Raw genomic sequence first — 22,616 nt, forward strand, 5'->3', positions numbered from 1 at the left:
CGTCTCCGCCTCGGACAGCGCCTCATCGATAGCGTCGACGGCCGTCTGCAGGCTCTCGAACAGCGAGGGTCCCGCGACTGATCCGCGCAGCCACACCACCTCAACGCTTTCCTCATGCGACTCGAGGAACGCCACCACGTGTGACGCGTCTTCCGCGGGCACACGCATGTCGCTCACACGCCACGCCCCTTCGGTGGTCACGGTCAACTCGAGGTGGCCACGATCATTCGGCAACATTCGCTCCGCTCCCTACGCATCGCCGCGGCGCGCATCGCTCGGGTCGCTTCGCGCGCTCGCCATCGACTTCCGCCAAATTCATCCCTCCACGCACGTCATCATCAACCAGCTTCGAACGGATGCCGAAGGGATTGACAATCGCAGAGATCACGTCCTCCCACCGCGACGAGCACGCGACCTCGCGCACGCACATCCGCGAACTCCTCGTCAAGCCGGTGACGGGCGCCCTCCGCATCGGGCATGTTGGGTGAGTGATGAAGGGAATGCCGCTGGACTCGCCGCCGCCCCGTGCCCGGAGCACGGGCTCGATGCTCCGACGCGCATCAACCGCAGCCGCGGCGATCGTCATGGCGGCCGCGCTGGCGGGGTGCGGGGTGCAGGTGCCCACCGATCCGAACGGGACGTTGAATCGCATCCAGGGCGGCGTCCTGCGCGCTGGGGCATCCGTCGATGCCGGCCTCGTCGACGTCGACGATTCCGCTGTCTCGGGACCTCTCCCCGATCTGGTGAACGCATTCGCGGACCGCTTCGACGCCGACGTGGAATGGACCGTCGGCAGCGAGGAATCTCTGGTGACGGCTCTCGAGAACGGCAGCCTCGACATCGTGGTCGGCGGCATCACCGCCGAGACGCCGTGGGCCGACCGCGCCGGAGTCACACGGGGTTACCGCAACATCCCGGGTGCAGGCGGTCGCGAGATCGTCCTCCTGGTGCCGCTCGGCGAGAACCGGCTGCTATCCGAGCTGGAATTGGTCCTCGACGAGGAACTTTCGCCATGAAGTCGGTCGGCCGCACGGACCTGCCCGCCGAGCAGAAGGACGCGCTGAAGAAGGCGATCCGATGGGAGTGGGCGACCATCGCCTACTCGATCGGCACCATCGCGCTGGTGGCGCTGGTCGTGGGCAACTCGCAGGCGATGAAGACCGCGTGGATCGAAGACATGCTCTCGCTGATCCCGCAGGTCAGCTTCCTCATCGCGCTCCTCTTCATCCGACGCCCGCCGACGCGCGGATTCCCGTTCGGATTGCACCGCGTGATGGGTGTCGGGCATCTGGTTGCCGGAGTCGCGCTGCTCGCCGTCGGCGGCAACCTCGCCGTGGAGGCCGTGATCGGACTGCTTGCGGCCGAGCATCCGACGATCGGCACCATCCAGCTCTGGGGCTACACCTTCTGGCAGGGCTGGCTGATGATCGCCGTCATGGCTCTCATCGTCATCGGGCCCCTCATCTACGGCCCGGCGAAACTCCGATTGGCGCCGAAGCTTCACAACAAGCTGCTCTACGCCGACGCCGACATGGCCAAGGCCGACTGGCATACGAACGCCGCATCGATCATCGGCGTCCTCGGAATCGGCCTCGGGCTCTGGTGGCTCGACGGAGTGGCGGCCTTGTTCATCTCCGTGGGCATCGTCTGGGATGGATTCAGGAATGCGCGAGCCGCCGTCCGCGACCTCATCGACGAGCGAGCTCGCACCTACGACGACAGCGAGCCCCACCCCCTCATCCAGGAGATCCTCACCCAGATCCGCAGGCAGAGCTGGGTCCGTGACGCCGCCGTCCGGATGCGCGACGAGGGGCAGGTGTTCCATGTCGAGGTCTTCGTCGTTCCCACCAGATCTCGGCCACCCAAGGTGGAGACACTGCGCGCCGCGACCGAGGCTCTCGCCGCGATCGACTGGAAACTCCAGGACATCGTCCTGATACCGGTGTCGGAACTGCCTGACGAAGCACAGCCTTGAGCGGTGGCCGGCCGTCTATCGCATCGTCATGGAGAGACGCGGACCCTGCGTCCCTCGAAGGCGACGACGTCGCCCAGCTGCAGCTGCCGTCCGCGGCGGCGATCGACCTCACCGTTCACGGTGACGTAGCCGTCGATGATGGCTTCTTTCACGTCTCCACCCGAGTCGAGAAGCCCCGCGAACTTGAGGAACTGCCCGAGGCGAATGCCCTCACCGCCGATCGGGACATCTTCGATGGGAGCCGGTTTCGTCATCCCCGAATGCTAACCGACCAGCACCGGCCCCGGAGCTATGGGGAGCTGACGGAGCACGGGTGGTAGAGACGACCGAACAGCTCATCGATGGCGGCACCCGCGGCCGGACAAGACTCGCTTGCCTGCCAAGACTTCGCCGCGGACTTCGGTGATCCTCATGTGGCGGACCATGGAGCGATAATCCGCTTCGGCAGAGACGAGGTCGGGTTGCTCGAGTTAGTTCGTCACCACGTAGACGTTCTCCGTCAGTTGACTCGAGCCCTCGGGTGCCGGCGCGCCGTCAGGGCCCACAGCGTATTCTCCTGACGGGCCTCCGACGATGAACGGGCCCCCTTCGGCTCCGCAGCCGGTCACCCAATCCTGATCACCGGGGTAGACGATAAGGCAGACAGTGTCGGGCTCTTCTGTCCGGGCAAGCCACAGCCCGGCCCCGCCATGCTCGCCCACGTAGCGCGCCGTCTCCACGGCGATCTCGTCATTGCCGTCTATCACCACCGCGGGCAGCTCATCCGCCGGTTCCGCCTCTCTATCGAGGGCGGAGTACGTGACTCCGGTGGATGAACACCCGACCATCAGCACAGCCATGCCAACGAGCGAAACAGAAACCGCCGCGAGCCGCGCTGTCCTCATCTGATCCCAATCCGTCTGAGGCGAACTAGGGACATAGTTCCACACAGACTGAAGATAGGAGAGCTCGCGGATGCAGTTCGCGACGCGGACATCGCAATCGGTGCAGGGGTCGCGCTCGTTCTACGCCATCCGAGTCTCATCGGGGTCGTTTCTCCCGGAGCAGCTCAGTCGCGCGAAGTCGCGTTCACGCTGCCTGAGCGTTCCTGTCCGCTCAGGCGTGCAATGGCGACCATCATGCGCTCGGTGATCTCGCGACGTGCCTTGCCGTCCGGTACGCCCTCAAGGTCGGCGAGGTCGAGCGGCTCGCCGAAGTGGACCTCGAGACGTGGTCTCCCCGGCGGCAGATGGCTCAGCGGCTTGGCGGTGCCGGTCCCGATCAGCCCGACGGGCACGACCGCGGCGCCCGTGTCGCGCGCCATCCACGCCGCGCCTCCGTGCCCCTCGTGCAGCTTCCCGTCGCGTGAGCGGGTTCCCTCGGGGAACACCGCGAACACGCTGCCGGCCCGCAGGATGCTGCTGCCCGCGTCGAGCGCGGCGCGTGCATCGCGACCGGTCGCACGGTACACCGGCACACCGCCGATCGAGCTGAAGAACCAGCGCTTGACACGGCCGAGCATCCCGGACCCCGTGAAGTACGACGACTTGATGAGGAACTGCACAGGGCGGGCCGCGGATGTCGGGATGATGAGCGTGTCGAGCGTCGCAAGGTGGTTGCTCACCAGCAGCACCGGTCCACGCTCGGGCACGTTCCCTCGACCGACGATGCGCGGGCGGTACATCAGCCAGAACAACGGCCGCAGGACCACCCGCCCGAGGGAGTAGATGGCGCCCGGCCGCGGAGCAGGAGTGGGGCTCGGCGGAACGGGCGCGATCACCTCGCCACCCTATCCGTCATCGTGGGGTGCGCCCTCGCCGCGCGTGGTGTCAAGGCGATGGGCCCGCCGGCAATGTTCCGGGGCCGGCTCTGCCGCGTGATTCCGCGGTCTGCTCGGCCGAGTTCACACATGCGTGCACACATGCCGAATTCGCCTCTACGGCAGCAGGTCGAGCATCTGCGGTCGTGCTTGCATGGCGTGGATGACGAGCTCATTGCCGCTGTCGAAGACGAGCACGACTGTCTCGAGCAGCTTCCCCTAGCTGTCAAAGCCGAGCCGCAGTTGACGGGCGGGCGGATCGTCGTCGAGGTCCTCGACCCATAGCGGCCACGATGCGGCCTGGGCGACATCCTCGGCCGAGATCCCGTGCTTGCGCGCTCAGTCGTGGATGTTCACGCGGCGTACGCGGCGAGCGCCTCGCGGATCAACTCGGACCGCGTCTTGTGCGTGCTCGCCGCTAGCGCGTCCAGCTCGGCGAGTTCCTCGCTAGTCAGCCGCAGAGCGACGACCTGCGACGGCTCCGCCCCGCGGCCCGGTCGCCCCCGGCCGCGCTTCTTGAGCGCAGCGACGTCGTAGCCCGCTTCAGCCTCGGCCGCCCCCGTCGCGATCTGCTCCTCGGTGACCGGTACGCCGTTGATCGTCTCGCGATCGCTCATGGCGTCATCGTAATACGAAAATGTCGTCCAGCCCAGCGTGCACGCAAGGGACCCCTCAGCGGGCACCCCGCGAGGACGAGCGGACTCGCTTGGATCAAGAGACCAGACGGTTGTCGTTTCAGCATCGATCTGGTTGCGGGCATTCTGCAGCCAGGTTCTGCCACAGATTCGCCGGATGGGGTTGCCAACTCCCCTTGCGACGCACTCTAAGTTGGACCGCGTGAAAGGCGCGGTCGCAGATGCTGCGTCGTTGGGACCCAGACCGTCAGTCGCACGGTCTCCGCGGCGAAAGTGCGCCGCCATCGAGGCGGACCTCCGCGGCCGACGCTGTGGGCGGTTCGGGTGCCGCGAACGTTTTCGTCCGTGCTGCGAGCTCGAGCTTCAAATCAAAGTCGTCGCCGTTACGGATCGTGGCCAAGGCCCGGGTAGCCAAGCCCGCGACCTGACTGTGGCCATGACTAATCGCAAGCTGCCGGACGCTCCGCAGGTGGGCCACTTGGTCGAATTCGCCATTCAGGACCGCGAATCCCAGTGCGACAGCGGCAAACTCAGTGTCCATTTCTTGGAGGAGGCACTCTCCTTGGCTGGTGCAACGGTGACGCAGCATGAGCAGACCCAGCGTGCTCGTTCCGCGGGATCCACCTGCGGTCGTGGCAAACGCTTGGTAGTCCTTCAAGGAGACAGTGAGCGGTGCTCCCGCGGTGTCAGACGCGCGAACCTCCACTACATGGCATCGGTTGTCAGCTAGCTGCGCCATCGCCAGGGCCAGCGTGAGGACTTCGCCTTCAGGGACCTCGCCGGCGATCGTCCAGCGCCCATCTCGCAATGTGGATTCGGTAATCTCTAGGCCTCTAACCTCCCTGAGCCAAAACGCAGCAAGCTGCTGTTGTGTGAGCCCCATGGCCTCGGCTGCCCCGGAGGGCATCGGCACTGTCACCGCTGCTTGCTCGAGCCAGTTAGAGACCGTCCAATGCACTACGAGGAGCGACTCCAGTAGCGCGTAAGCGCGATCAACGTATCGGGCGATTGTCATCGACTCGGTGTGGGAGCGAAGCCGGATAGTGACGGTCCCAGTGGAGTCGTCTACCTGGAACGCACGACCGTGGTGCCCCGCGTTGCGAAGGAAGGTCGGGAAGTCTCCGAAAGTCCGGGGCAGCTTGTTCCCGAGCCGCGTAGTCAACTCGGTGGAGTCCTTCGTGACGAGACGCTGGTATGCGTCAGCGCTCTCTGTGGTGCCGAGGAGCAACTGGCACCAGGCGAATAGCGGCAAGGCTGCTTCGTACAGTTCACCGACGGTCTTCGAAAACCGCCTTGCGATGACAGTCGGGTCGTCCTCGTAAGCGGCGATCTGCTCGAATTGCGTGAGCGCCTCAAATAGGTCCCGACGGGCGATGCCGAAGTCATCGATCGCGTCAGTCATGTCGGCGACTCTCGGAATGCGTTCACGATCGAACGTCGCGGTAGCGAGTTCACGGAGCTTTGCTTCGAGCGCAGTTGGATCCAGATAGGCGTTCGAAACGAGCCGGACCGTAAGAAAGTCCACCGCTGAGCCGCGGGCGGCTTCCCCGCCTGAGGCGACGCGGCATACCGCCTGCCCATGATGGGTTAGCTCGTCGAGATCCATGCCGGGATGCTTCAGCCGCAACGCACTGAACACACGCGTCGCAAGATCGGGCTCGCTCCGGACATCGGCGAGGATTTCAGCAGCTTTGAGATCGGTGGCAAGTTCGCCCAGATGGCGTGTAGATCCGTCCAGAATGCTCTGTGCTTCCGAAGCGAGTCGTTCGGCCATCGCGATGTCCGACGTCGTTGTCGCAAGCAGGTACATAGGCCAGAGTTGCTCGAGTTCACGCGAAACCGTCAGGTACGCACGCGGCCGGGCTGACGGGCGAATCGCCGCGGAGGCTTCAAGGGCCGCGGTTAAGGACCGAAGCTGGACGACAGCGTCGGCAAGACGCGATGAAGCCTCCGATCCGGCACCAGCCCCGAGGACCCCTGAAAGGGCGCCGACGAAAGACTGAACGAGCCGAACGAGCTCCGCGTCGGCGTTGTGGAGGTCGAAATCAAAGTGACCGCCAGAGCGGCTAGAAATTGTCGCTTCTACCGAGCGCATCTTCTCTCGGCGACGGACGACGGGGGCGTTGACTTCACCTGTGCGTGGTGCGCGTCCACATTCTCCGCACGCGTTCTCAAGTACCCGTTTGCCACCGCACCGATCGCAAACGATCGTAGTGAACTGTAGCCAGTCGTCCGTCCGTGCCATTTTGCCTCCAACCGCAGACCTGATTATCACGGGTGAGTGCGACGTACGCGCGCACGCACAGCCAAACTGCCGACAGTTTTCTCCTAGACGAGGAGCAGCCAGCGTCCGTCCGACGGCTCGGCGCGTAAGCCACATACTCCGCTCCACGTAGCGGGGTCTGCCAGCGGGCGACTGCCGTCGCTCTTGCGCGCCGCGGCCGACCGGCGTCCCACAGGACATTGGAGCGACTCAACGCCCGAATAGCCGGCGCGATGGAATGCCCGTATGCGGCGCGGCCTACGGGCGCGCAGACCGGGCGGGATCGACAGGCTCGGCTGATGGCCGCGAGCTTCCCACCCAGAACCTACGCATCGAGGTCAAACCGGGTGCACACATCCAACCGTGACCCGTGAGATCTGGCGCCGCGATGTCGGCTCAACACCCCCGCAATTGCGGGGTTCCACAGCGGAACCCGCTGATTCGCGGTCAGACAGTGACATCAGGATCGAAGAGACATCCCAGATACAAGAAAAGGGCCTTATCGGCCCTTTTCCCTACTGTCTCAACACAGTGTGCGCCCGAAGAGACTCGAACTCCCAACCTTCTGATCCGTAGTCAGATGCTCTATCCATTGAGCTACGGGCGCATATTGACGCTCTCGCGCACAACGTCCTCAAGAATACCGTACGGGTGCGATCGGCGCGAATCGAGCCCGGGATGCCGATTCCCGGGCGTGTCCGCCCGGTCAGACCTGCGCCACGAGCGCTCCCCCGTGACGTCAGGAGTCGAGTTCGCTGAGGTCGACGCCGCCTGCGCGGGACACCGCGGACTTGCCGTCCCGCCCGTCGGGGGCACCGGCATCCGCCCCACCCGCATCGGGCACGTCGACACGCCGCCGATGCGCAGCCAGCCGCGGCAGATCGACCAGGCGCAGCGACTGCATGCGGGCCGCGCGCATCCGGTCGTAGTCGGGGTCGAGGTCGGGACGCATGCCCTCGACGCGCAGGCGCCGTTGCAGGTTCGCCTCGACATCGCCCCAGGCCGCATCGCGGGACTGCTCCACGAGCGTGCGGATCACGTGCGGATCGTCCGCCATGCGTCGCAGCTCTTTCGCCACCCCGAGGTACTGGCGGTGCCGCCGGCGGAGGTTGCGCATGTCGCGGTCGCGGTAGTCGTGCGTGCCGTCGGGGTCGGTGAACTTTCCCCAGGCCTTCTTGCGCTGGCGCTTGGCGAGAGCGGCTGCCTGCTCCTGCTCCTCGGCGAGGGCGATCAGGGTGTCGTGCGCGAACGACGAGATACGGCTCTGCTCGAACTGCTCGTCGTGCGCGATCGTCTCGACCAGGATGTGGTTGCGGATCGACAGGCGGGCGGCGGCGGACGCGATGGAGACGCCCTCGGCGATCGCATCCGCGGTCTTGCCCATCGACACCTCCCTCCAAGAGGCTAGCGTCCGCGACACCCCTCCGAGTCGGCGAGAATCGAAGACGCCGCCCGTCACGGTCGATGGGCGCTGCGGAGAGGCGAGAGCATGGCGAGAACGCGACCACTGGACGTGCGAGGCAGGACCGCCGTGATCACGGGCGCCGCGAGCGGGATGGGCGCGGAGGTCGCCCGCGAACTCGGCCGTCGCGGTGCACGGCTCGCGCTCGTCGATCGCAATGCCGACGGGCTCGCGCTCCTCGCCGCCGGGCTTTCGGGCACGGGCCACACGACGCACGTCGTCGACCTCACGGAAGATGCCGCGGTCTCCGCTCTGGCGGCCGAGATCGAGGCATCCCACCCGCACGTGCAGACTCTCGTGACGTGCGCCGGATCATCCATGCTCGGCAATATCGACCAGCTCACGATGGACGAGATGCGCTGGCTCATGGACGTCAACCTGTGGGGAACCGTCAACATCACCCAGGCACTGCTGCCGGCACTGCGCCGCGAGCCCGCCGCGCACATCACGCACCTGGTGTCGATCTACGGGCTCGCCGCCCCGGCCGGGCGCATCCCCTACGCGATGAGCAAGTTCGCGGTGCGCGGCTTCACCGAGTCGCTGCGACACGAACTGGAGCGATCGACCGTGACGGTCGGTGCGATCTATCCCGCAGGCGTCAAGACCGGGATCATCGGACGCGGACGGTTCGCCGCCGCGATCGACCCGGCCGTGGCCGACCGCGCGGCGGCAGCCCAGGCCGCGATGTACCACACCGAGCCCGCCGACGCCGCGGTCCGCATCGTCGATGCGACCGTGCACCGCAGGCCTCGCACCATGATCGGGCGCGAGGCGCGGCTGGTCGACATGCTCGCGCGCGTGACTCCGACCCGCTACTGGGCGCCGATGCGCAAGCCGCTGCGCAACGCGATCGACACCACGACGCCGATCCGCTGAGCGGCGACGCGAAGCCGGATGCCGCGGCTCAGGCCGGCTTCGTATAGACCGACTTGCCGAACCCGATGATGAAGTACCCGACGAAGGCGATCAGCCACAGCAGGAAGAACGACCACGCGCCGCCCTTGCCGAAGCCCTTGCCGACCCGCACCGCGACGACGATGCTGAAAACCCAGCCGACGATCGGGATCAGGTAGAGCAGGCCGAGCCATGCGGAATAGCCCGCGATCTTCACCAGGATGAAGATGTTGACGATCGGGATGATCGCGAGGATCCCCGGGTAGCCGGCCTTGTCGAACACCCGCCACAGGGCGACGGCGACGAGCACGTACCAGATGAGGGCGAAGAACCCCGAGGTCGTGTAGAGAGACGTCAGGTCTGCACCGGACGTGATGGTCTGAGCTTCAAGCATGCGCTCAGCATAGGGGTCGGCAACCACCCGGCTTCGCCACTAGCAACCGCCGCGGGGCGATGCAACCCCCCTGACCTTCGACCCGCCCGAACGTAGCGTCGATGACGTACCACCTTCACGAGAGGAGCAGTCATGGGATTCATGGACGACGCGAAGGAGACGGCCAAGGCCGTCGGCGACAAGATCCAGGACACGTGGGAGGACACCACCGACCGCATCGGCGACAAGGTCGACGAGATGAAGGCCGACGCCGACGTGAAGAAGGCGGAGGCGGAACGCGATTCGGTGAAGGCGCGCAACGACTTCAAGGAAGACCTGCGCGACGACTGATCACGTCGCAGGGGCGGAAATCGCCCACGCATGCCAGAGGGCCTCGGAGATCGCTCCGAGGCCCTCTGCGATGCCCCGTCGAGACGGCGGGAGAAATTCGCGCAAACCGATCGACAGGGCACGACGAACAACTCTCGGACGCGGCATCCGCCGCCTGAGAACAGGAGGAACGCACATGCGCTCGTCACCCAACCGCCTCGTCGCCACGATCTTCGGGGCCGTCTATCTCCTCGTCGGCGCCCTCGGCTTCGCCGTCACCGGCGGCGTCGGCTTCATCGCGACCGAGGGCGGACTGCTGCTGGGCATCTTCGAGGTGAACCCGCTGCACAACATCGCGCACCTGCTGATCGGTGCAGCACTGCTGATCGCCGGACTCTCGTCGGTGGTCGCTGCAAAGTCCGTCAACGTCGTCGTCGGAGGGGCGTACCTGCTGCTCGGCATCGTCGGTTTCTTCCTCGTGGGAACCTCGCTCAACGTCCTCGCGCTCAACACGTTCGACCACTTCCTGCACCTCGCGAGCGCTCTGGTGCTGCTCGGTGTCGGACTCGCGGCCGAGCGCGGAGCCCGCACCGCCGCGACGGCGCGCACGGTCTGACGACGCCGATGCTTCCCACACCGCCTCTCCAGAGCGCAGACGCGCTGCCTGGAGCCCCCGGGCGTGTGGGCACAGCCGCAACCCGGGAACCGGCGAAGGGGTCGGCCGCGCCAGCGGTCGGCGCCGTCGCCGCCTGGGGAGCGGGACTGATCGCGATCGCGCTCGGCGCCGGCGTGACGACGGGGGACGGGACCGCCTGGGGGGCAGGTCTCGTGATCGTCACACTCGGTGCCGGGGCGCTCGTGTGGGGGGCCGCCTCGCTCGCCCGCGGACACCTCGTGTGTGCGCGGGCGGGCGTCGCCGGCGCGCTGGGAGGCATGCTGGCCACGGTCGCTGCGCTCTGGCTCGATCCGGGTCGTGTCAGCGCTCTCGCGGTGGCATCGGCATCCGCCCTCTTCATCGTGATGGCGATGGCGTGCGGCGCATGCCTGCGGCGAGAGGCGGGAACGACGCACCCCACGCGGGTCGCCGCGCTCATCGTCGCCGCGGTCGTCGTCGCGGCAGTCGTGACACCCGCGCTCGCCTCCACCGAGGCCGGACGCCTGGCGCCCGATCACGGCGGGCACGGCGTGATCGACCCCGGGCATCACTGACGCCCGGGGTTCCCCGCAGGAATCAGGCGATGGCGCCGATGCGCCACGACGCGGTGGTCGACTCCTCGGGCTCGATCACGATCAGCCCGGCGTCGTACGAGTAGGCGTCGGCGTTGAACGCGTCGGGGGCGCACGTCATGGGCTCGACCGCCAGACCCAGGCGGCTCTCTGCCGCGTCGGGCTTGTCGGCGGTGTGGATCTGCACCCACGGGCACGCGGCGTCCCACACCATCTCGACACCCGAACCCGACGCACCGGTGACGCGCACCGTGGCGGAGCCGTCGGCGTCGCGGACGAGGCCCGTGTACGCGTGATCGATCTCGACGGCGCCGATCGTGCGCGCATCGCGGAAGTCGAAGCGCTCCGGCTCGTCGGCGTCGACAGCCACGAGGTCGGTGGGGATCAGCCGCTCGGCGGTCACGGCGAGCACCTGCTCTGCGGGGAGCTCGAGCGTCCACCCGTCGACCCGGCCCTCGCCGGCGACGAGATACGGGTGCGGGCCGGTGCCCCACGGCGCCGGCGTCTCGCTGTCGTTGCGGGCCGTGACCGACTGCGTGAGCCCGTCGGGGCCGAGCGAGAACCTGGTCGTCACGACGATGCGCCACGGGTACGCCGTCTGCGGCGCGATCTCCGCGGCCAGCGTGACATGGTCGGGGCCCTTGTCGATCGCCTCGAAGTCGAGCCACGACGCGAGACCGTGCAGCGCGTGCGAGCGCGACGGCTCGGTCAGCGCGAGCTGACGCTCCACTCCCCCGAAGGTGTAAAGGCCGTCGACGACGCGGTTGGGCCAGGGGGCCAGCGTCGCTCCGCGGTGCGCCGGACGCACCTCATCGGCCTCAAACGGGACCACGAGGTCACGGCCCTGGTACGTCAGCGAGCGCAGCGTTGCTCCGACACTGGAGATGACGGCCTCGTAGTCGCCCGCGCGGAGCGCGTGCTGAATACCGGAAGCGGGGGTTCGTGCCATGGGTGTGGATCCTCTGGGAGTGGGGGAGATTCGATTCCAGTATTCCGTGACGACCGAAGGACCCGCGACAGAGCAGTCGCGGGTCCTTCGATTCGCTGGAGCTACGGGCAGATGGTCGCGGTGACCGTCACGGTGGACGAATGGCTTCGTCCGTCCGCCGACTGTCCGGTGATCGACACCGCATCGGCCGCGATCGTGACTGCGCGCGTGGTGAAGCTCGCCGAGGCGGACTTGCCCGCGGCGATCGACACGGTCTTGCTGCCGTACGCGCCCGCGATCGTGACCGTGGCGGCGACATCATCGCCGTTGGTGACGGTGACCACCTCGACGACCTTGCCTGCGACGCAGCGGGTCGTGGCCGTCGCGGTCAGCTCGAGACCGAACGAGACCGCCTCCGAGGCCGAAGGGCTCACGAGAGCGTCGACGTAGCCGTCGTAGTGCGCGGTGACCGATGCGATACCCGCGGGCACGTCGACCGAGGCCGACGCATCCTCGAGATCGACGGTCTCGCTCCAGTCGCCACCCGAGAAGGTCACGGTGCCCACGACGTCGCCCTCGTCGGCTGCGACGACCTCGGCGGTCGCCGTACGGCCATCCGCGGTGAGCGTCGTCGTCGAGGCGACGGCCTCGACATCCGTCCAGCCGTGCATCGCGTCGAGCACCGACTGGGTCACGCTCACGAACGCGCCGTGACGCGGGCTCGCCGGAAGTCCGCCGACGGGACGCACGTTCCAATCCGGGCGCTGCGACAGCCGGTTCGACTGCTGGCTCGACGCGATCGCCTCCCCCGATGTCACGAAGGCGCGGTAGCCGCCCGCACTGTAGTTGTCGACGAGGAACACATACCCGTCGCCGGCGGCGTTGTTGTTCGGGTCGCCCTCGTTGAGCTTGATGATCTCGGGCCCCTCGCCGGACTGTCCGGTCTCGAGGCTCGTCATCCGCGTATCGGTGAGCTGCCAGGTGCTCTCGGGATCAGCCGTCCAGCTGGACTGCGTCGTGGGCGCGGTGAGCACCTTCGAACGCTCCATGAAGATGTCCTTGCCCGCCTCGAGAGTGCCTGCCGCGCCGCTCTCCTCGTTCTTGGTGAAGCGGTAGTAGTAGTCGCCGATCTTGGTGACGGTCGAGTCGATGCGCGCGTATCCGGTGTCCTGCCAGGAGGCGGGCGGGTACGTGAACGTCTGGAAGTCCCGCGTGAGCACGGCGAACATGCGGGCGTAGAGCTTGTCGCTGTTCGTGTGCGTGGCATCCGAGTACAGCCGCGACGCGAAGAACACGACGTACGACTGCAGGTCGTCGTCCCAGTACGCCTCGGGCGCCCACGTCATTCCCGCTTCGGGCTGGTTGATCGTGATGCCGGTGTTCTCGCCGTTGGTGCGCGTCCACTCGACCAGGTCGGTCGACTCCCACACCTCGATCTTCAGGCTGCCCGCGGACTGCGCCGGACCCCAGCCCGTACCGCAGCTGATGCAGAGATCCGTGGCGACCATGTAGTACTTGTCGCCGTCCTTGGAACGCAGGATGTACGGGTCGCGCAGACCCTTCGTGTCGGCCGTCGACGTGATGACCGCGTTGCCGCCGTTGACCGGCGAGAACGTGAAGAAGTCGTTGCCCGACGTCGCCGCCTGGTAGATCTTCTCGTCGCCGTCGGACTTGAAGTACGCCGCGGCATAGCCTGCGTCGGGCGCCCAGCGACCCTTCTCGGCCACCGCCACCTCGAACGTGCGCTCTTCGGTCACGCCGTTGAGCGTGGCGTGCGCGGTCAGGGTGACCTCGCGGTCGCCCTCACCGTATGCCGGACGGTCGACGAGTCCGCCGCCCTGGAACGGGTCGGCCGAGCCGACGGCAGGCGCCGTGTAGGCCTGATCGGTCTCGGTGACCAGCGCCGGGTCTGACGAGGTCCACGTGATCGCCGCGCCATTCACTGCACCCGTGGTCGCCAGCGGCAGGTTCTCGGTGGTGCGCGCGGCCAGCGTGATCGCGTCGAGGTCGGACGAGACGCTGGGCGCGAGCACGGTGACGTCGAACGTGAAGGTGCCGAGCGAGGCGGTCGTCGCGGTCAGCGTCACCGGGGTGTTCGCCGTGATCGAGCGCGAGACCACGCCGGTCGTCGAGACCACGGCGGCATCGGAGGTCGCCCACGTCAGCGCGACGCCGTTGACGGTCGCCGGCAGGGTCAGATTGCTCGACACGGCGTCGAGCGACGGGTTGGCGCCGAGCATCGTGCCCAGGATGTCGCCGCGCAGCAGCGCCTGGGTCGCGGCGGACTTCGCCTCGGCGGTCGGCATGCTCGCCGACACCTCGGCGGCAGTGAGCGAGACGTCCCAGAACTTCACGTCCGCGACGTCGGCGCGCAGGAGCGGGTCGCCCTGGTACAGCGAGCGGCCGAGGTAGCCGAGCACGCTGCCGGTCGGGATGATGGAGCTGAGCGCACGCGTGTGGGTCAGCGTCGAGATCTGGACGCCGTCGCGGTACAGCGTCAGCGTGCTGCCGGAGCCGACCATCGTCAGCGTCGTGAACCCGGGGTTCAGTCCGCCGCCCGCGGGCATGCGGGACTCGCCGTTGTCGGTCGAGGACTTCACGCGGATCGCGGCCAGCACCTGGTTCGTGTACCCGCTCTGCGAGGAGCGAGGGCTGAGGAAGATGTGGTTGCCGAGCGTGGTCGTGTTCCACGGGCCGACGCCGTCGCCGATGACCCAGCCGAAGTGGTTCGCGGACGTCTGGGTCGAGACGGTGTATTCGACGGTGAAGCTGTTGTCGGCCCCCGTGATGAGTCCCTGCGGGAGCGCCGCATAGCCGTCGGCCTGGAAGCGCAGGATGTCGTCATCGCCGGCCTCCGCGAAGGAGGCATCCGTCAGACCGGTCAGCGCCGCGTTGCGGCCGTTGCCCGACACATCGAGCAGCGTCGATCCGGAGTGCGACATGTCGTAGTGCGCGGTCGGCGCGGGAAGGTCCGCCGCATTCGCGGCGAGCGGGGCGGTGACGCCCATCGCCGACACCGCGAGGGCGGCGGCGATGGACGACGCGATCGCACGACGCGCAGAGCGCCGGCGCGGAACGCGCGTGGACGGGTTCGATTGTGGTCTCATCGGCGAGAACCCTCTCGGTTCGGGTGGGTGCCCGCTCAGATGCCCTGAGCGAGTCGGTAGTACGCCTGGTTCCAGCGGAGCTCCCGCTGGAAGCCGCGCACGGTGGTGTCCTCGTCGATGACGACGAGCTCGGTCTTCGCGATCTCGGCGAAGTCGCGGAACACGTCGATGCCGACCGCCGTGGTCATCACGGTGTGGTGGGCGGCGCCGGCGGCGAGCCAGCACGCGGTCGAGGTGGCGAAGTCGGGCGCGGGCTCCCAGACGGCACGGCCCACCGGGAGGTTGGGCAGATCGGGGGCGTCGACGTTCTGCACGACGTTCGCGACGAGACGGAACCGATCGCGCATATCGCTCATCGCCACCACCAGCGCGGGGCCGGGATCTGCGGTGAAGACGAGACGCACCGGGTCGTCCTTGCCGCCGATACCCAGAGCGTGGACCTCCAGACGCGGCTTGGTCGAGCTCAGCGACGGCGAGACCTCGAGCATGTGCGCACCGAGGATGCGCTCGGCACCGGGAACGAGGTCGTAGGTGTAGTCCTCCATGAGACTCGCCCCGCCGGGAAGGCCGGAACCCATCACGTTGGCGACGCGCACCAGGATCGCGGTCTTCCAGTCACCCTCCGCGCCGAAGCCGTAGCCGTCGGCCATCAGGCGCTGCACGGCGAGGCCCGGCAGCTGCTTCAGGGTGCCGAGGTCTTCGAACGAGGTCGTGAAGGCGCCGAAACCGCCCTCCTCGAGGAACGAGCGCAGGCCCAGTTCGATCGCGGCGCCGTCGCGGAGCGACTGGTGCCGTTCGGCGCCCGGGAGCAGCTCGGCCGCGACGTCGTAGGACTCGAGGTACTCGGCGACCAGAGCGTCGACATCCGCCTCGCTCTGCGCGTCGACGGCCGCGACGAGCTCGTTCACGCCCCACGTGTTGACCTGCACGCCGAAGCGGATCTCGGCCTCTGTCTTGTCACCCTCGGTGACCGCGACGAAGCGCATGTTGTCGCCGAAGCGGGCGAGCTTCAGGGTGCGCGAGGCCGCCCAGCCGGCGGCGGCGCGCTGCCAGTCCTCGACCTGCTGCACCACGACCGGGTTGGAGACGTGCCCGACGACGGTCTTGCGTGCGACGCCGAGACGCGTCTGGATGTATCCGAACTCGCGGTCGCCGTGCGCGGCCTGGTTGAGGTTCATGAAGTCGAAGTCGATGTCGGCCCACGGCAGCTCGACGTTGGCCTGCGTGTGCAGGTGCAGCAGCGGCTTCTGCAGGGCGTCCAGGCCCGCGATCCACATCTTGGCCGGGCTGAAGGTGTGCATCCACGCGATCACGCCGATGACGTCGTCACGCGTGTTCACCTCGAGGGCGAGGCGGCGGATCGAGTCGGAGTCCTTCAGGACCGGCTTCCACACCACCTTCACCGGCAGACCCGCGAGACCCGCGACGACCGCCTGCGACTGCTCCGCGACCTGACGGAGCGTCTCTTCGCCGTACAGGTTCTGGCTGCCGGTGACGAACCACACCTCGTACGAGTCGAGGGAGGTGGAGAGGGGCGTGCGAGTCATGAATTGGTTCCTTCTGGTCTTTCGAGATCGGGTGTCGGGGTCAGAGCGCCTGTATGGCGGCTCTCTCGACCGCGAGGCCGGCGTGGTAGCGGGAGAGGTAGGCGGCGAAGCCGGGGACGTCCTCGGGATCGGGCGCGACGGTGCGGAAGTCGGCGCTCTGGAAGACGCGCTCCCGCAGGTAGGTGTCGAGGTCGGCGTCCGCGGCGGAGGTCAGGTACGACGCCAGCACGGCGATGCCCCACGCGCCGCCCTCGGATGCCGTCCCTCCGACCGCGACGGGCGCGTCGAGGGCGCCGGCGAGGAAGCGCTGGGCGACTCCGGCCGTGCGGAACATGCCGCCATGGGCGAACATCCGGTCCAGCGCCACCCCTTCGCGGGCGAGCACGCGCATGCCCAGGGCGAGGGTGCCGAAGACGCCGTACAGCTGCGCGCGCATGACGTTGGCGAGCGTGAAGCGGCTGTCGGGCGTGCGGACGAACAGCGGCCGCCCCTCGGCCAGTCCCGCGATCGGCTCGCCGGCGAGGTGGTTGTACGCGAGCAGGCCACCGGCATCCGGATCGCCGTCGAGAGCCTCGCGGAACAGCGCCTCGAACACGTCGTCCGAGGTCAGGTCGCCGCCGGTCACCGTGGCGAACCGCGAGAACATCCCCACCCACGCCGCGAGCTCGCTCGCCCCGTTGTTGCAGTGCACCATCGCGACGGGGTCGCCCGCGGGCGTGGTCACGAGGTCCAGTTCATGGTGGACGCTCGCCAGCGGCCGCTCGAGCACGACCATCGCGAAGATGCTGGTGCCCGCGCTCACGTTGCCGGTGCGCGGTGCGACCGAGCAGGTCGCCACCATGCCGGTGCCGGCGTCGCCTTCGGGCGGGCAGAACGGGATGCCGGCGGGCAGTGCCCCCGACGGATCGAGCAGCGCCGCACCTTCGGCCGTCAGCGATCCCGCGGGCTGCCCCGCGACGAGCACCTCGGGCAGGAGGCCGGAGACCTTGAGCCCGAACGCGCGCTCGGCGACGAGCTGATCGAACTTCGCCAGCATCGGCGCGTTGTAGTCGTGGGTCGCGGAATCGATGGGGAACATGCCCGAGGCATCCCCGACGCCGAGCACCTTGCGACCGGTGAGACGCCAGTGCACGTAGCCGGCGAGGGTCGTCAGGAAGCGCACGTCGGCGACATGCGGCTCCTCGTCGAGCACGGACTGGTAGAGGTGCGCGATCGACCAGCGCAGCGGGATGTTCACGCCGAACAGGGCCGAGAGCACCTCGGAAGCGCGTCCCGTGGTCGTGTTGCGCCAGGTGCGGAAGGGCACCAGCAACGCGCCCGCCTCATCGAAGCCGAGGTAGCCGTGCATCATCGCCGAGACGCCGATCGCGCCCACCGTCGGCAGCGGCACCCCGTGGCGACGCTGCGCGTCGGCCACGAGATCCGCGTAGGCCGCCTGCACGCCGGCCCACACGTCATCCAGCGCATAGGTCCAGACGCGGTCCTGGAACCGGTTCTCCCACTCGTGGCTGCCCACGGCGAGCACGGTGGCCGGGTCGTCGGCGAGCACGAGGCACGCCTTGATGCGGGTGGAGCCCAGCTCGATGCCGAGCGACGTGCGGCCCTCGAGGATGGCCTGGGCGAGGGCGGCCGGATCGATGCCGCTCATCGGCGCTCGTCCCCGCTCTGCCCGTACACGTTCTGGTACCGGTCGTAGAGACGGTCGATGGCCTCCTGCGGGATCGGGATGAGCGGTCCCGCCTCACGCGCGAAGTGCACCGTGCGGGCGACATCCTCGACCATGACCGCGGCCTTGACCGCGTCCTTGGCCGACGTGCCGATCGTGAACGGACCGTGGTTCTGCATCAGCACCGCGCGGGAGCGATGGCCCGACAGCGTCTCGACGATGCCGCGGCCGATCGAGTCGTCACCGATGATCGCGAACGGTCCGATCGGGATCGGGCCGCCGAACTCGTCGGCCATCGCCGTGATCACGCACGGGATCTCTTCGCCCCGCGCCGCCCATGCCACCGCGTACGTGGAGTGGGTGTGCACCACTCCCCCGACGTCGGGCATGTTGCGGTACACGTAGGCGTGCGCCGCGGTGTCGCTCGACGGGCTGCGGTCGCTTCCGGGAGTGCCCGGGATCACCGTGCCGTCGAGGTCGCAGAGGATCATGTTCCCGGCCGCGAGGTCGTCGTACGACACCCCGGACGGCTTGATCACGAACAGATCCGCGCCGGGCACGCGGCCCGAGACGTTGCCCCCGGTCCACACCACCAGGCCGTAACGGACCAGCTCGGCGTGCAGCGCCGCGACATCCTGTCGGACGGCGTCGATCGACGCCTGGATCTCGGGGGTGAAGTGCGGGGCCATCGTCGCCTCCTCGGGTTCGGTGTGGGCGGGCATGCCGGTCATGTGCGTCGCCGCGCGGTGAGGACGCGCTGCAGCAGGACGAACACGAGCAGGATGCCGCCGGTGATGATCGTGAGGTACTCGGGACGGATGGTGCCGTCCTTGGTGATGATCATCCAGAGCGTGGCGAGCACGAGCGATCCGACGACCGAGCCGAGGACGTAGCCGGCCCCGCCGGTGAGGAGCGTTCCGCCGATGACGACCGCGGCGATCGCGTCGAGCTCCCACCCGATGGCGGTGACGTTCTGCGCCTTCCCGCCGACCTCTGCCGTGTAGACCACGGCGGCCAGGCCCGCGAGCGCACCGCTGATCACGTAGATCCACACGCGGGTGCGAGCGACTGGAAGACCCATGAGCTGCGCCGAGGACTCGGCGCCTCCGATGCCGTACACGGTGCGTCCCATCCGCGTGCGGTGCAGGAAGATGAACGCCGCGATCACGACGATGACGGCGATGAAGAACCCGGGCGTGAGCACGAGGTCGTTCACCTTCGGGCCGTCGAAGAGCTTGAAGTCCGTGGCGAACAGGTGGATGGGAGAGTCCTCGGGCGCCTGGACGGGCACCGTCGAGAGGATCGATGCCAGACCGCGCGCGAGGAACATCATCGCGAGGGTCGCGATGAACGGCTGCACGTTGAAGTACTGGATCATCACGCCCGACACGAGTCCGAACAGCGCGCCGAACACGATCATCAGCAGGATCGAGAGCCACCCGTTGACGCCGACGTTCATCAGCATGACGCCGGCGACCGAGGTGAAGGCGACGACGGCGCCGACCGACAGGTCGATTCCGCCCGACAGGATGACGATGGTCATGCCGACGGCGAGGATGATCGTGGGCGCGAAGCTGACGAGCAGGCTCGACATCGTTCCGGCGTGGAAGACCCTGCCGTAGGCGATCTCGGCGTAGACCAGCATGACGATGAGCAGCGCGACGGCGGCCAGCGACGGGATGATCGACTGGTTCCGCTCCCAGAGGCGGGAGAGGAGCCCGGCGCGCTCGGGGCTGTCAGCACCGAGGGGCGGGGATGAGACGGACGCGCTCACGCGACGGCCTCCTTTCGGGAACGGCGGCGTCCGGCCTGGAGGATGTAGTTCCTCACGCGCTCGGACTGCAGCAGACACAGCAGGACGATGACGATCGCCTTGAAGGCGGGGGTCGCCGCGGCGGACACCCCGAGGAACAGCACCGTCTTGTTGAGCGTCGCGATCAGGAGCGCGCCGACGGTGGAGCCGAGGATCGAGAACTTCCCGCCGGCCAGCGATGTTCCGCCGATCACGACCGCGAGGATCGCATCGAGCTCCATCTGGTAGCCGGTACCCGACACGTCGACGGTCATCACCTCGGACACCGTGAACAGACCGCCCATCGCGGCGAGCACCGCGGAGAGCACGTAGACGGTGATCAGGATCGGGCGGGGACGGATGCCGGCGAGCCGACTCGCCTCGGGGTTGATGCCGATCGATTCGATCATCAGGCCGAGCGCCGTGCGCCGCATGATCAACGAGATGATCACCACGATGGCGATCGCGATCACGAAGCTGGTCGGCAGGCCGAAGATCTGCCCGTTGGAGATCTGCTGGAACGGCTGGTTGGTGGCGTTGGTGTTCTGACCGCCCGTGATGACACGGGCGATGCCGCGCGCGGCGAGCATCATCACGAGCGTGCTGATGAACGGCTGGAGTCCCACGACGGCCACGAGCAGACCGTTGACGAGGCCCAGCACAGCGCCGAGGAGAAGGGCGACGCCGATCGCGGTGAACATGGCGCCGTACGAGTTCGGGTCGTTGATCGCGCGGAGCGTCTCCATCGCGGCTGCGCCACCCACCGCCATGACGGATCCGACCGAGAGGTCGATGCCCTTGGTGGCGATGACGAAGGTCATGCCGAGCGCGATCATGATGATCGGCGCCGACACCCGCAGGATGTCGAGCACGTTGCCGGTGAGCAGACCCGTGGTCGGGTTGACGCCGATCGCGAGGTACGTGGGGTCCTTGATCACGTTGAGCATGAGCAGCAGTGCGATGCCCACCAGACCCCAGAACCAGGGCGTGCGTACGAGCGTCTTCAGGAAAGACGTCATGAGATTTCTCCTTCGGCGAGCGCCTCGGCCTGCGCTTCTGCCTTCTCTTCCGTCTCGGCCGCGATGATCGACACGATGCGCTCAGCCGTGACGTCGGGGCCGTTCACGACTTCGCCGACCTTCTCGTGGTCCTTGAGGATCACGATCCGCTCCGACAGTCGAACGACCTCTTCGAGCTCGGACGAGATGAACACGACGCTCATGCCCCCCTCGGCGAGTTCGGCGACGGCCTCCTGGATATCGGCCTTGGCGCCCACGTCGATGCCGCGGGTCGGCTCGTCCAGCAGCAGCAGATCCGGCTCGGTCGCGAGCCAGCGCCCCAGCAGGACCTTCTGCTGGTTGCCGCCCGACAGGAGCCGGATGGGACGGTCGGGATCGTTGGGGCGCACGCTGAAGCGCTCCATGTAGGTCTTGACGAGCCGGTCGACCTCGCGCGCGGGCACGCGGCGGAGCCAGCCGCGCTTGGCCTGGACGGCGAGCATGATGTTCTCACGCACGCTGAGGTCGCCGATGATGCCGTCGTCTCGGCGGTTCTCCGTCGAGTAGGCGACGTGATGCCCGAGGCCCGCGACAGGCGAGGCGATGTTCGCCTTCTTGCCCTTGACGTGCACGACGCCCGAATCGGCACGGTCCGCGCCGAAGATGAGGCGCGCGAGCTCGGTACGCCCGGCCCCGAGCAGGCCGGCGAATCCGACGACCTCGCCCTTGTGGATCTCGATGTCGGTAGGAGCGAGCGCACCCTTGCGGCCGATGCCTTCCGCGGCGTAGACGGGGGTCTGGGTGCGGTCGCGCACATCGACCTGCCGGTTCGAACCGAGCGCGCGGAGCGCATCGAGGTCCTTGCCGATCATCTTCGAGATGAGCTGGGTGCGATCGAGTTCCCGTTTGAGGTACTCGCCCACGAATCGTCCGTTGCGCAGCACCGTGATCCGGTCGCTGATCGCGTAGACCTGGTCGAGGAAATGCGAGACGAAGAGGATGGCGACGCCCTGGTCGCGCAGACGTCGCATGACGGTGAACAGCACCTCGACCTCGGCGGCGTCCAGGCTCGAGGTCGGCTCATCGAGGATGAGCACCTTCGAGTCGGTGACCATCGCACGGCTGATGGCGACGAGCTGCTGGAGGGCGAGGGAGATCGACGACAGCGGAGCGCGGGTGTCGAGGTGGCCCAGCCCCATGGCGGCGAGCGCTTCCTTGGCACGGGCGTGGGTCTTGCGCCAGTTGATGCCGACCAGGCCGTGCACCTCGTGGCCGAGCATCACGTTCTCGCCGATCGTGAGGTTCGTGCAGAGGTTGACTTCTTGATACACCGTCGAGATGCCGGCGGCCTGCGCGGAAGCGGTGCCGGTGAGGTGCCGCTTCTCGCCGAAGACGAGGATGTCGCCGGAGTCGATCTGGTAGACGCCGGTGAGCGCCTTGATGAGCGTCGACTTGCCGGCGCCGTTCTCACCCATCAGGGTGTGGACCTCACCCGGCAGGAGTCGGAAATTGACTTCGTCGAGTGCTTTGACGCCGGGGAACGTGATCGATGCGCCACGGACTTCGACGATCGGGGGTGATTCGGTCATCACTGACGGACTTCCTCGTATGGGGCGGGTGT

General features: G+C 67.7%; 21 protein-coding genes and 1 tRNA gene. 6 read left to right on the top strand and 16 right to left on the bottom strand.

All coding sequences use genetic code 11. The annotated features are described in order from the left end of the window. Positions 1-545: 545 nt before the first annotated feature. A complete protein-coding gene (locus tag KEC57_RS04495) occupies positions 546-1,016 on the top strand; it encodes a transglycosylase SLT domain-containing protein (protein WP_229383320.1) in 471 nt (156 codons plus the stop codon). Further along, positions 1,013-1,975, top strand: coding sequence for a cation diffusion facilitator family transporter (locus tag KEC57_RS04500; protein ID WP_229383321.1), 963 nt, complete (start codon positions 1,013-1,015; stop codon positions 1,973-1,975). The genes KEC57_RS04495 and KEC57_RS04500 overlap by 4 nt, the downstream gene beginning before the upstream one ends. A 26-nt stretch (positions 1,976-2,001) precedes the next feature. Here KEC57_RS04500 and KEC57_RS04505 read toward each other — a convergent pair whose 3' ends face one another. From KEC57_RS04505 to KEC57_RS04540, 7 genes are all read right to left on the bottom strand, one after another. Then, entirely contained in the window at positions 2,002-2,229 is a 228-nt protein-coding gene (locus KEC57_RS04505) for an RNA-binding S4 domain-containing protein (RefSeq protein ID WP_229383322.1), read from the bottom strand. A 216-nt stretch (positions 2,230-2,445) separates the two neighbouring features. Next, complete coding sequence (locus KEC57_RS04510; protein ID WP_229383323.1) at positions 2,446-2,814, bottom strand: hypothetical protein; 369 nt, start codon at positions 2,812-2,814, stop codon at positions 2,446-2,448. A gap of 209 nt (positions 2,815-3,023) precedes the next feature. Continuing rightward, positions 3,024-3,734, bottom strand: coding sequence for a lysophospholipid acyltransferase family protein (locus KEC57_RS04515; RefSeq protein WP_229383324.1), 711 nt, complete (start codon positions 3,732-3,734; stop codon positions 3,024-3,026). Positions 3,735-4,126: 392 nt separating this feature from the next. Further along, positions 4,127-4,390, bottom strand: a complete 264-nt coding sequence (locus KEC57_RS04525; RefSeq protein ID WP_229383325.1) for a ribbon-helix-helix protein, CopG family — start codon at positions 4,388-4,390, stop codon at positions 4,127-4,129. 265 nt (positions 4,391-4,655) lie between these two features. Further along, the gene (locus KEC57_RS04530) at positions 4,656-6,503 is read right to left on the bottom strand and encodes a hypothetical protein (RefSeq protein ID WP_229383326.1); all 1,848 of its coding nucleotides are present in this window, start codon (positions 6,501-6,503) and stop codon (positions 4,656-4,658) included. 702 nt (positions 6,504-7,205) lie between these two features. Next, a tRNA-Arg gene (locus tag KEC57_RS04535) sits at positions 7,206-7,278 on the bottom strand. A 132-nt stretch (positions 7,279-7,410) separates the two neighbouring features. Further along, entirely contained in the window at positions 7,411-8,055 is a 645-nt protein-coding gene (locus KEC57_RS04540; protein ID WP_229383327.1) for an asparagine synthase, read from the bottom strand. Positions 8,056-8,160: 105 nt separating this feature from the next. On the opposite strand from KEC57_RS04540, the gene KEC57_RS04545 reads away from it, so the two are divergent. Continuing rightward, on the top strand, positions 8,161-9,009 hold the full coding sequence (locus KEC57_RS04545; RefSeq protein WP_229383328.1) for an SDR family NAD(P)-dependent oxidoreductase: 849 nt from the start codon (positions 8,161-8,163) through the stop codon (positions 9,007-9,009). 28 nt (positions 9,010-9,037) lie between these two features. On the opposite strand, the gene KEC57_RS04550 is transcribed toward KEC57_RS04545, so the two are convergent. Next, complete coding sequence (locus KEC57_RS04550; RefSeq protein ID WP_229383329.1) at positions 9,038-9,421, bottom strand: DUF5684 domain-containing protein; 384 nt, start codon at positions 9,419-9,421, stop codon at positions 9,038-9,040. 132 nt (positions 9,422-9,553) lie between these two features. Here KEC57_RS04550 and KEC57_RS04555 point away from each other — a divergent pair, with 132 nt between their 5' ends. The 3 genes from KEC57_RS04555 (at position 9,554) to KEC57_RS04565 (ending at position 10,939) form a co-directional block, all read left to right on the top strand. Continuing rightward, the gene (locus tag KEC57_RS04555; RefSeq protein ID WP_229383330.1) at positions 9,554-9,751 is read left to right on the top strand and encodes a hypothetical protein; all 198 of its coding nucleotides are present in this window, start codon (positions 9,554-9,556) and stop codon (positions 9,749-9,751) included. Between the two features lie 175 nt (positions 9,752-9,926). Then, entirely contained in the window at positions 9,927-10,346 is a 420-nt protein-coding gene (locus KEC57_RS04560) for a DUF4383 domain-containing protein (RefSeq protein WP_229383331.1), read from the top strand. 65 nt (positions 10,347-10,411) lie between these two features. Beyond that, complete coding sequence (locus tag KEC57_RS04565; RefSeq protein WP_229383332.1) at positions 10,412-10,939, top strand: hypothetical protein; 528 nt, start codon at positions 10,412-10,414, stop codon at positions 10,937-10,939. Positions 10,940-10,961: 22 nt separating this feature from the next. On the opposite strand, the gene KEC57_RS04570 is transcribed toward KEC57_RS04565, so the two are convergent. The 8 genes from KEC57_RS04570 to KEC57_RS04605 all read right to left on the bottom strand — a co-directional run bounded on the left by KEC57_RS04570 (position 10,962) and on the right by KEC57_RS04605 (position 22,584). After that, positions 10,962-11,906: an aldose 1-epimerase family protein gene (locus tag KEC57_RS04570; protein WP_229383333.1), complete on the bottom strand. Its 945-nt coding sequence runs from the start codon at positions 11,904-11,906 to the stop codon at positions 10,962-10,964. A 101-nt stretch (positions 11,907-12,007) separates the two neighbouring features. Beyond that, entirely contained in the window at positions 12,008-14,992 is a 2,985-nt protein-coding gene (locus tag KEC57_RS04575) for an immunoglobulin-like domain-containing protein (protein ID WP_229383334.1), read from the bottom strand. Positions 14,993-15,027: 35 nt separating this feature from the next. Continuing rightward, entirely contained in the window at positions 15,028-16,539 is a 1,512-nt protein-coding gene (gene araA, locus KEC57_RS04580) for an L-arabinose isomerase (protein ID WP_229383335.1), read from the bottom strand. Between the two features lie 40 nt (positions 16,540-16,579). Next, positions 16,580-18,187: a xylulokinase gene (locus tag KEC57_RS04585; RefSeq protein WP_229383336.1), complete on the bottom strand. Its 1,608-nt coding sequence runs from the start codon at positions 18,185-18,187 to the stop codon at positions 16,580-16,582. Next, on the bottom strand, positions 18,184-18,894 hold the full coding sequence (locus KEC57_RS04590) for an L-ribulose-5-phosphate 4-epimerase (RefSeq protein ID WP_229383697.1): 711 nt from the start codon (positions 18,892-18,894) through the stop codon (positions 18,184-18,186). Before KEC57_RS04590 ends, KEC57_RS04585 begins: the two co-directional genes overlap by 4 nt. A gap of 38 nt (positions 18,895-18,932) precedes the next feature. Then, positions 18,933-19,979 (bottom strand): ABC transporter permease, encoded by a 1,047-nt coding sequence (locus tag KEC57_RS04595; protein WP_229383337.1) that lies wholly within the window; start codon positions 19,977-19,979, stop codon positions 18,933-18,935. Next, positions 19,976-21,016, bottom strand: coding sequence for an ABC transporter permease (locus tag KEC57_RS04600; protein ID WP_229383338.1), 1,041 nt, complete (start codon positions 21,014-21,016; stop codon positions 19,976-19,978). The genes KEC57_RS04595 and KEC57_RS04600 overlap by 4 nt, the downstream gene beginning before the upstream one ends. Continuing rightward, entirely contained in the window at positions 21,013-22,584 is a 1,572-nt protein-coding gene (locus KEC57_RS04605; RefSeq protein WP_229383339.1) for a sugar ABC transporter ATP-binding protein, read from the bottom strand. Before KEC57_RS04605 ends, KEC57_RS04600 begins: the two co-directional genes overlap by 4 nt. Positions 22,585-22,616: the final 32 nt, after the last annotated feature.

This window comes from Microbacterium allomyrinae (assembly GCF_020682705.1).
GTDB lineage: Bacteria > Actinomycetota > Actinomycetes > Actinomycetales > Microbacteriaceae > Microbacterium > Microbacterium allomyrinae.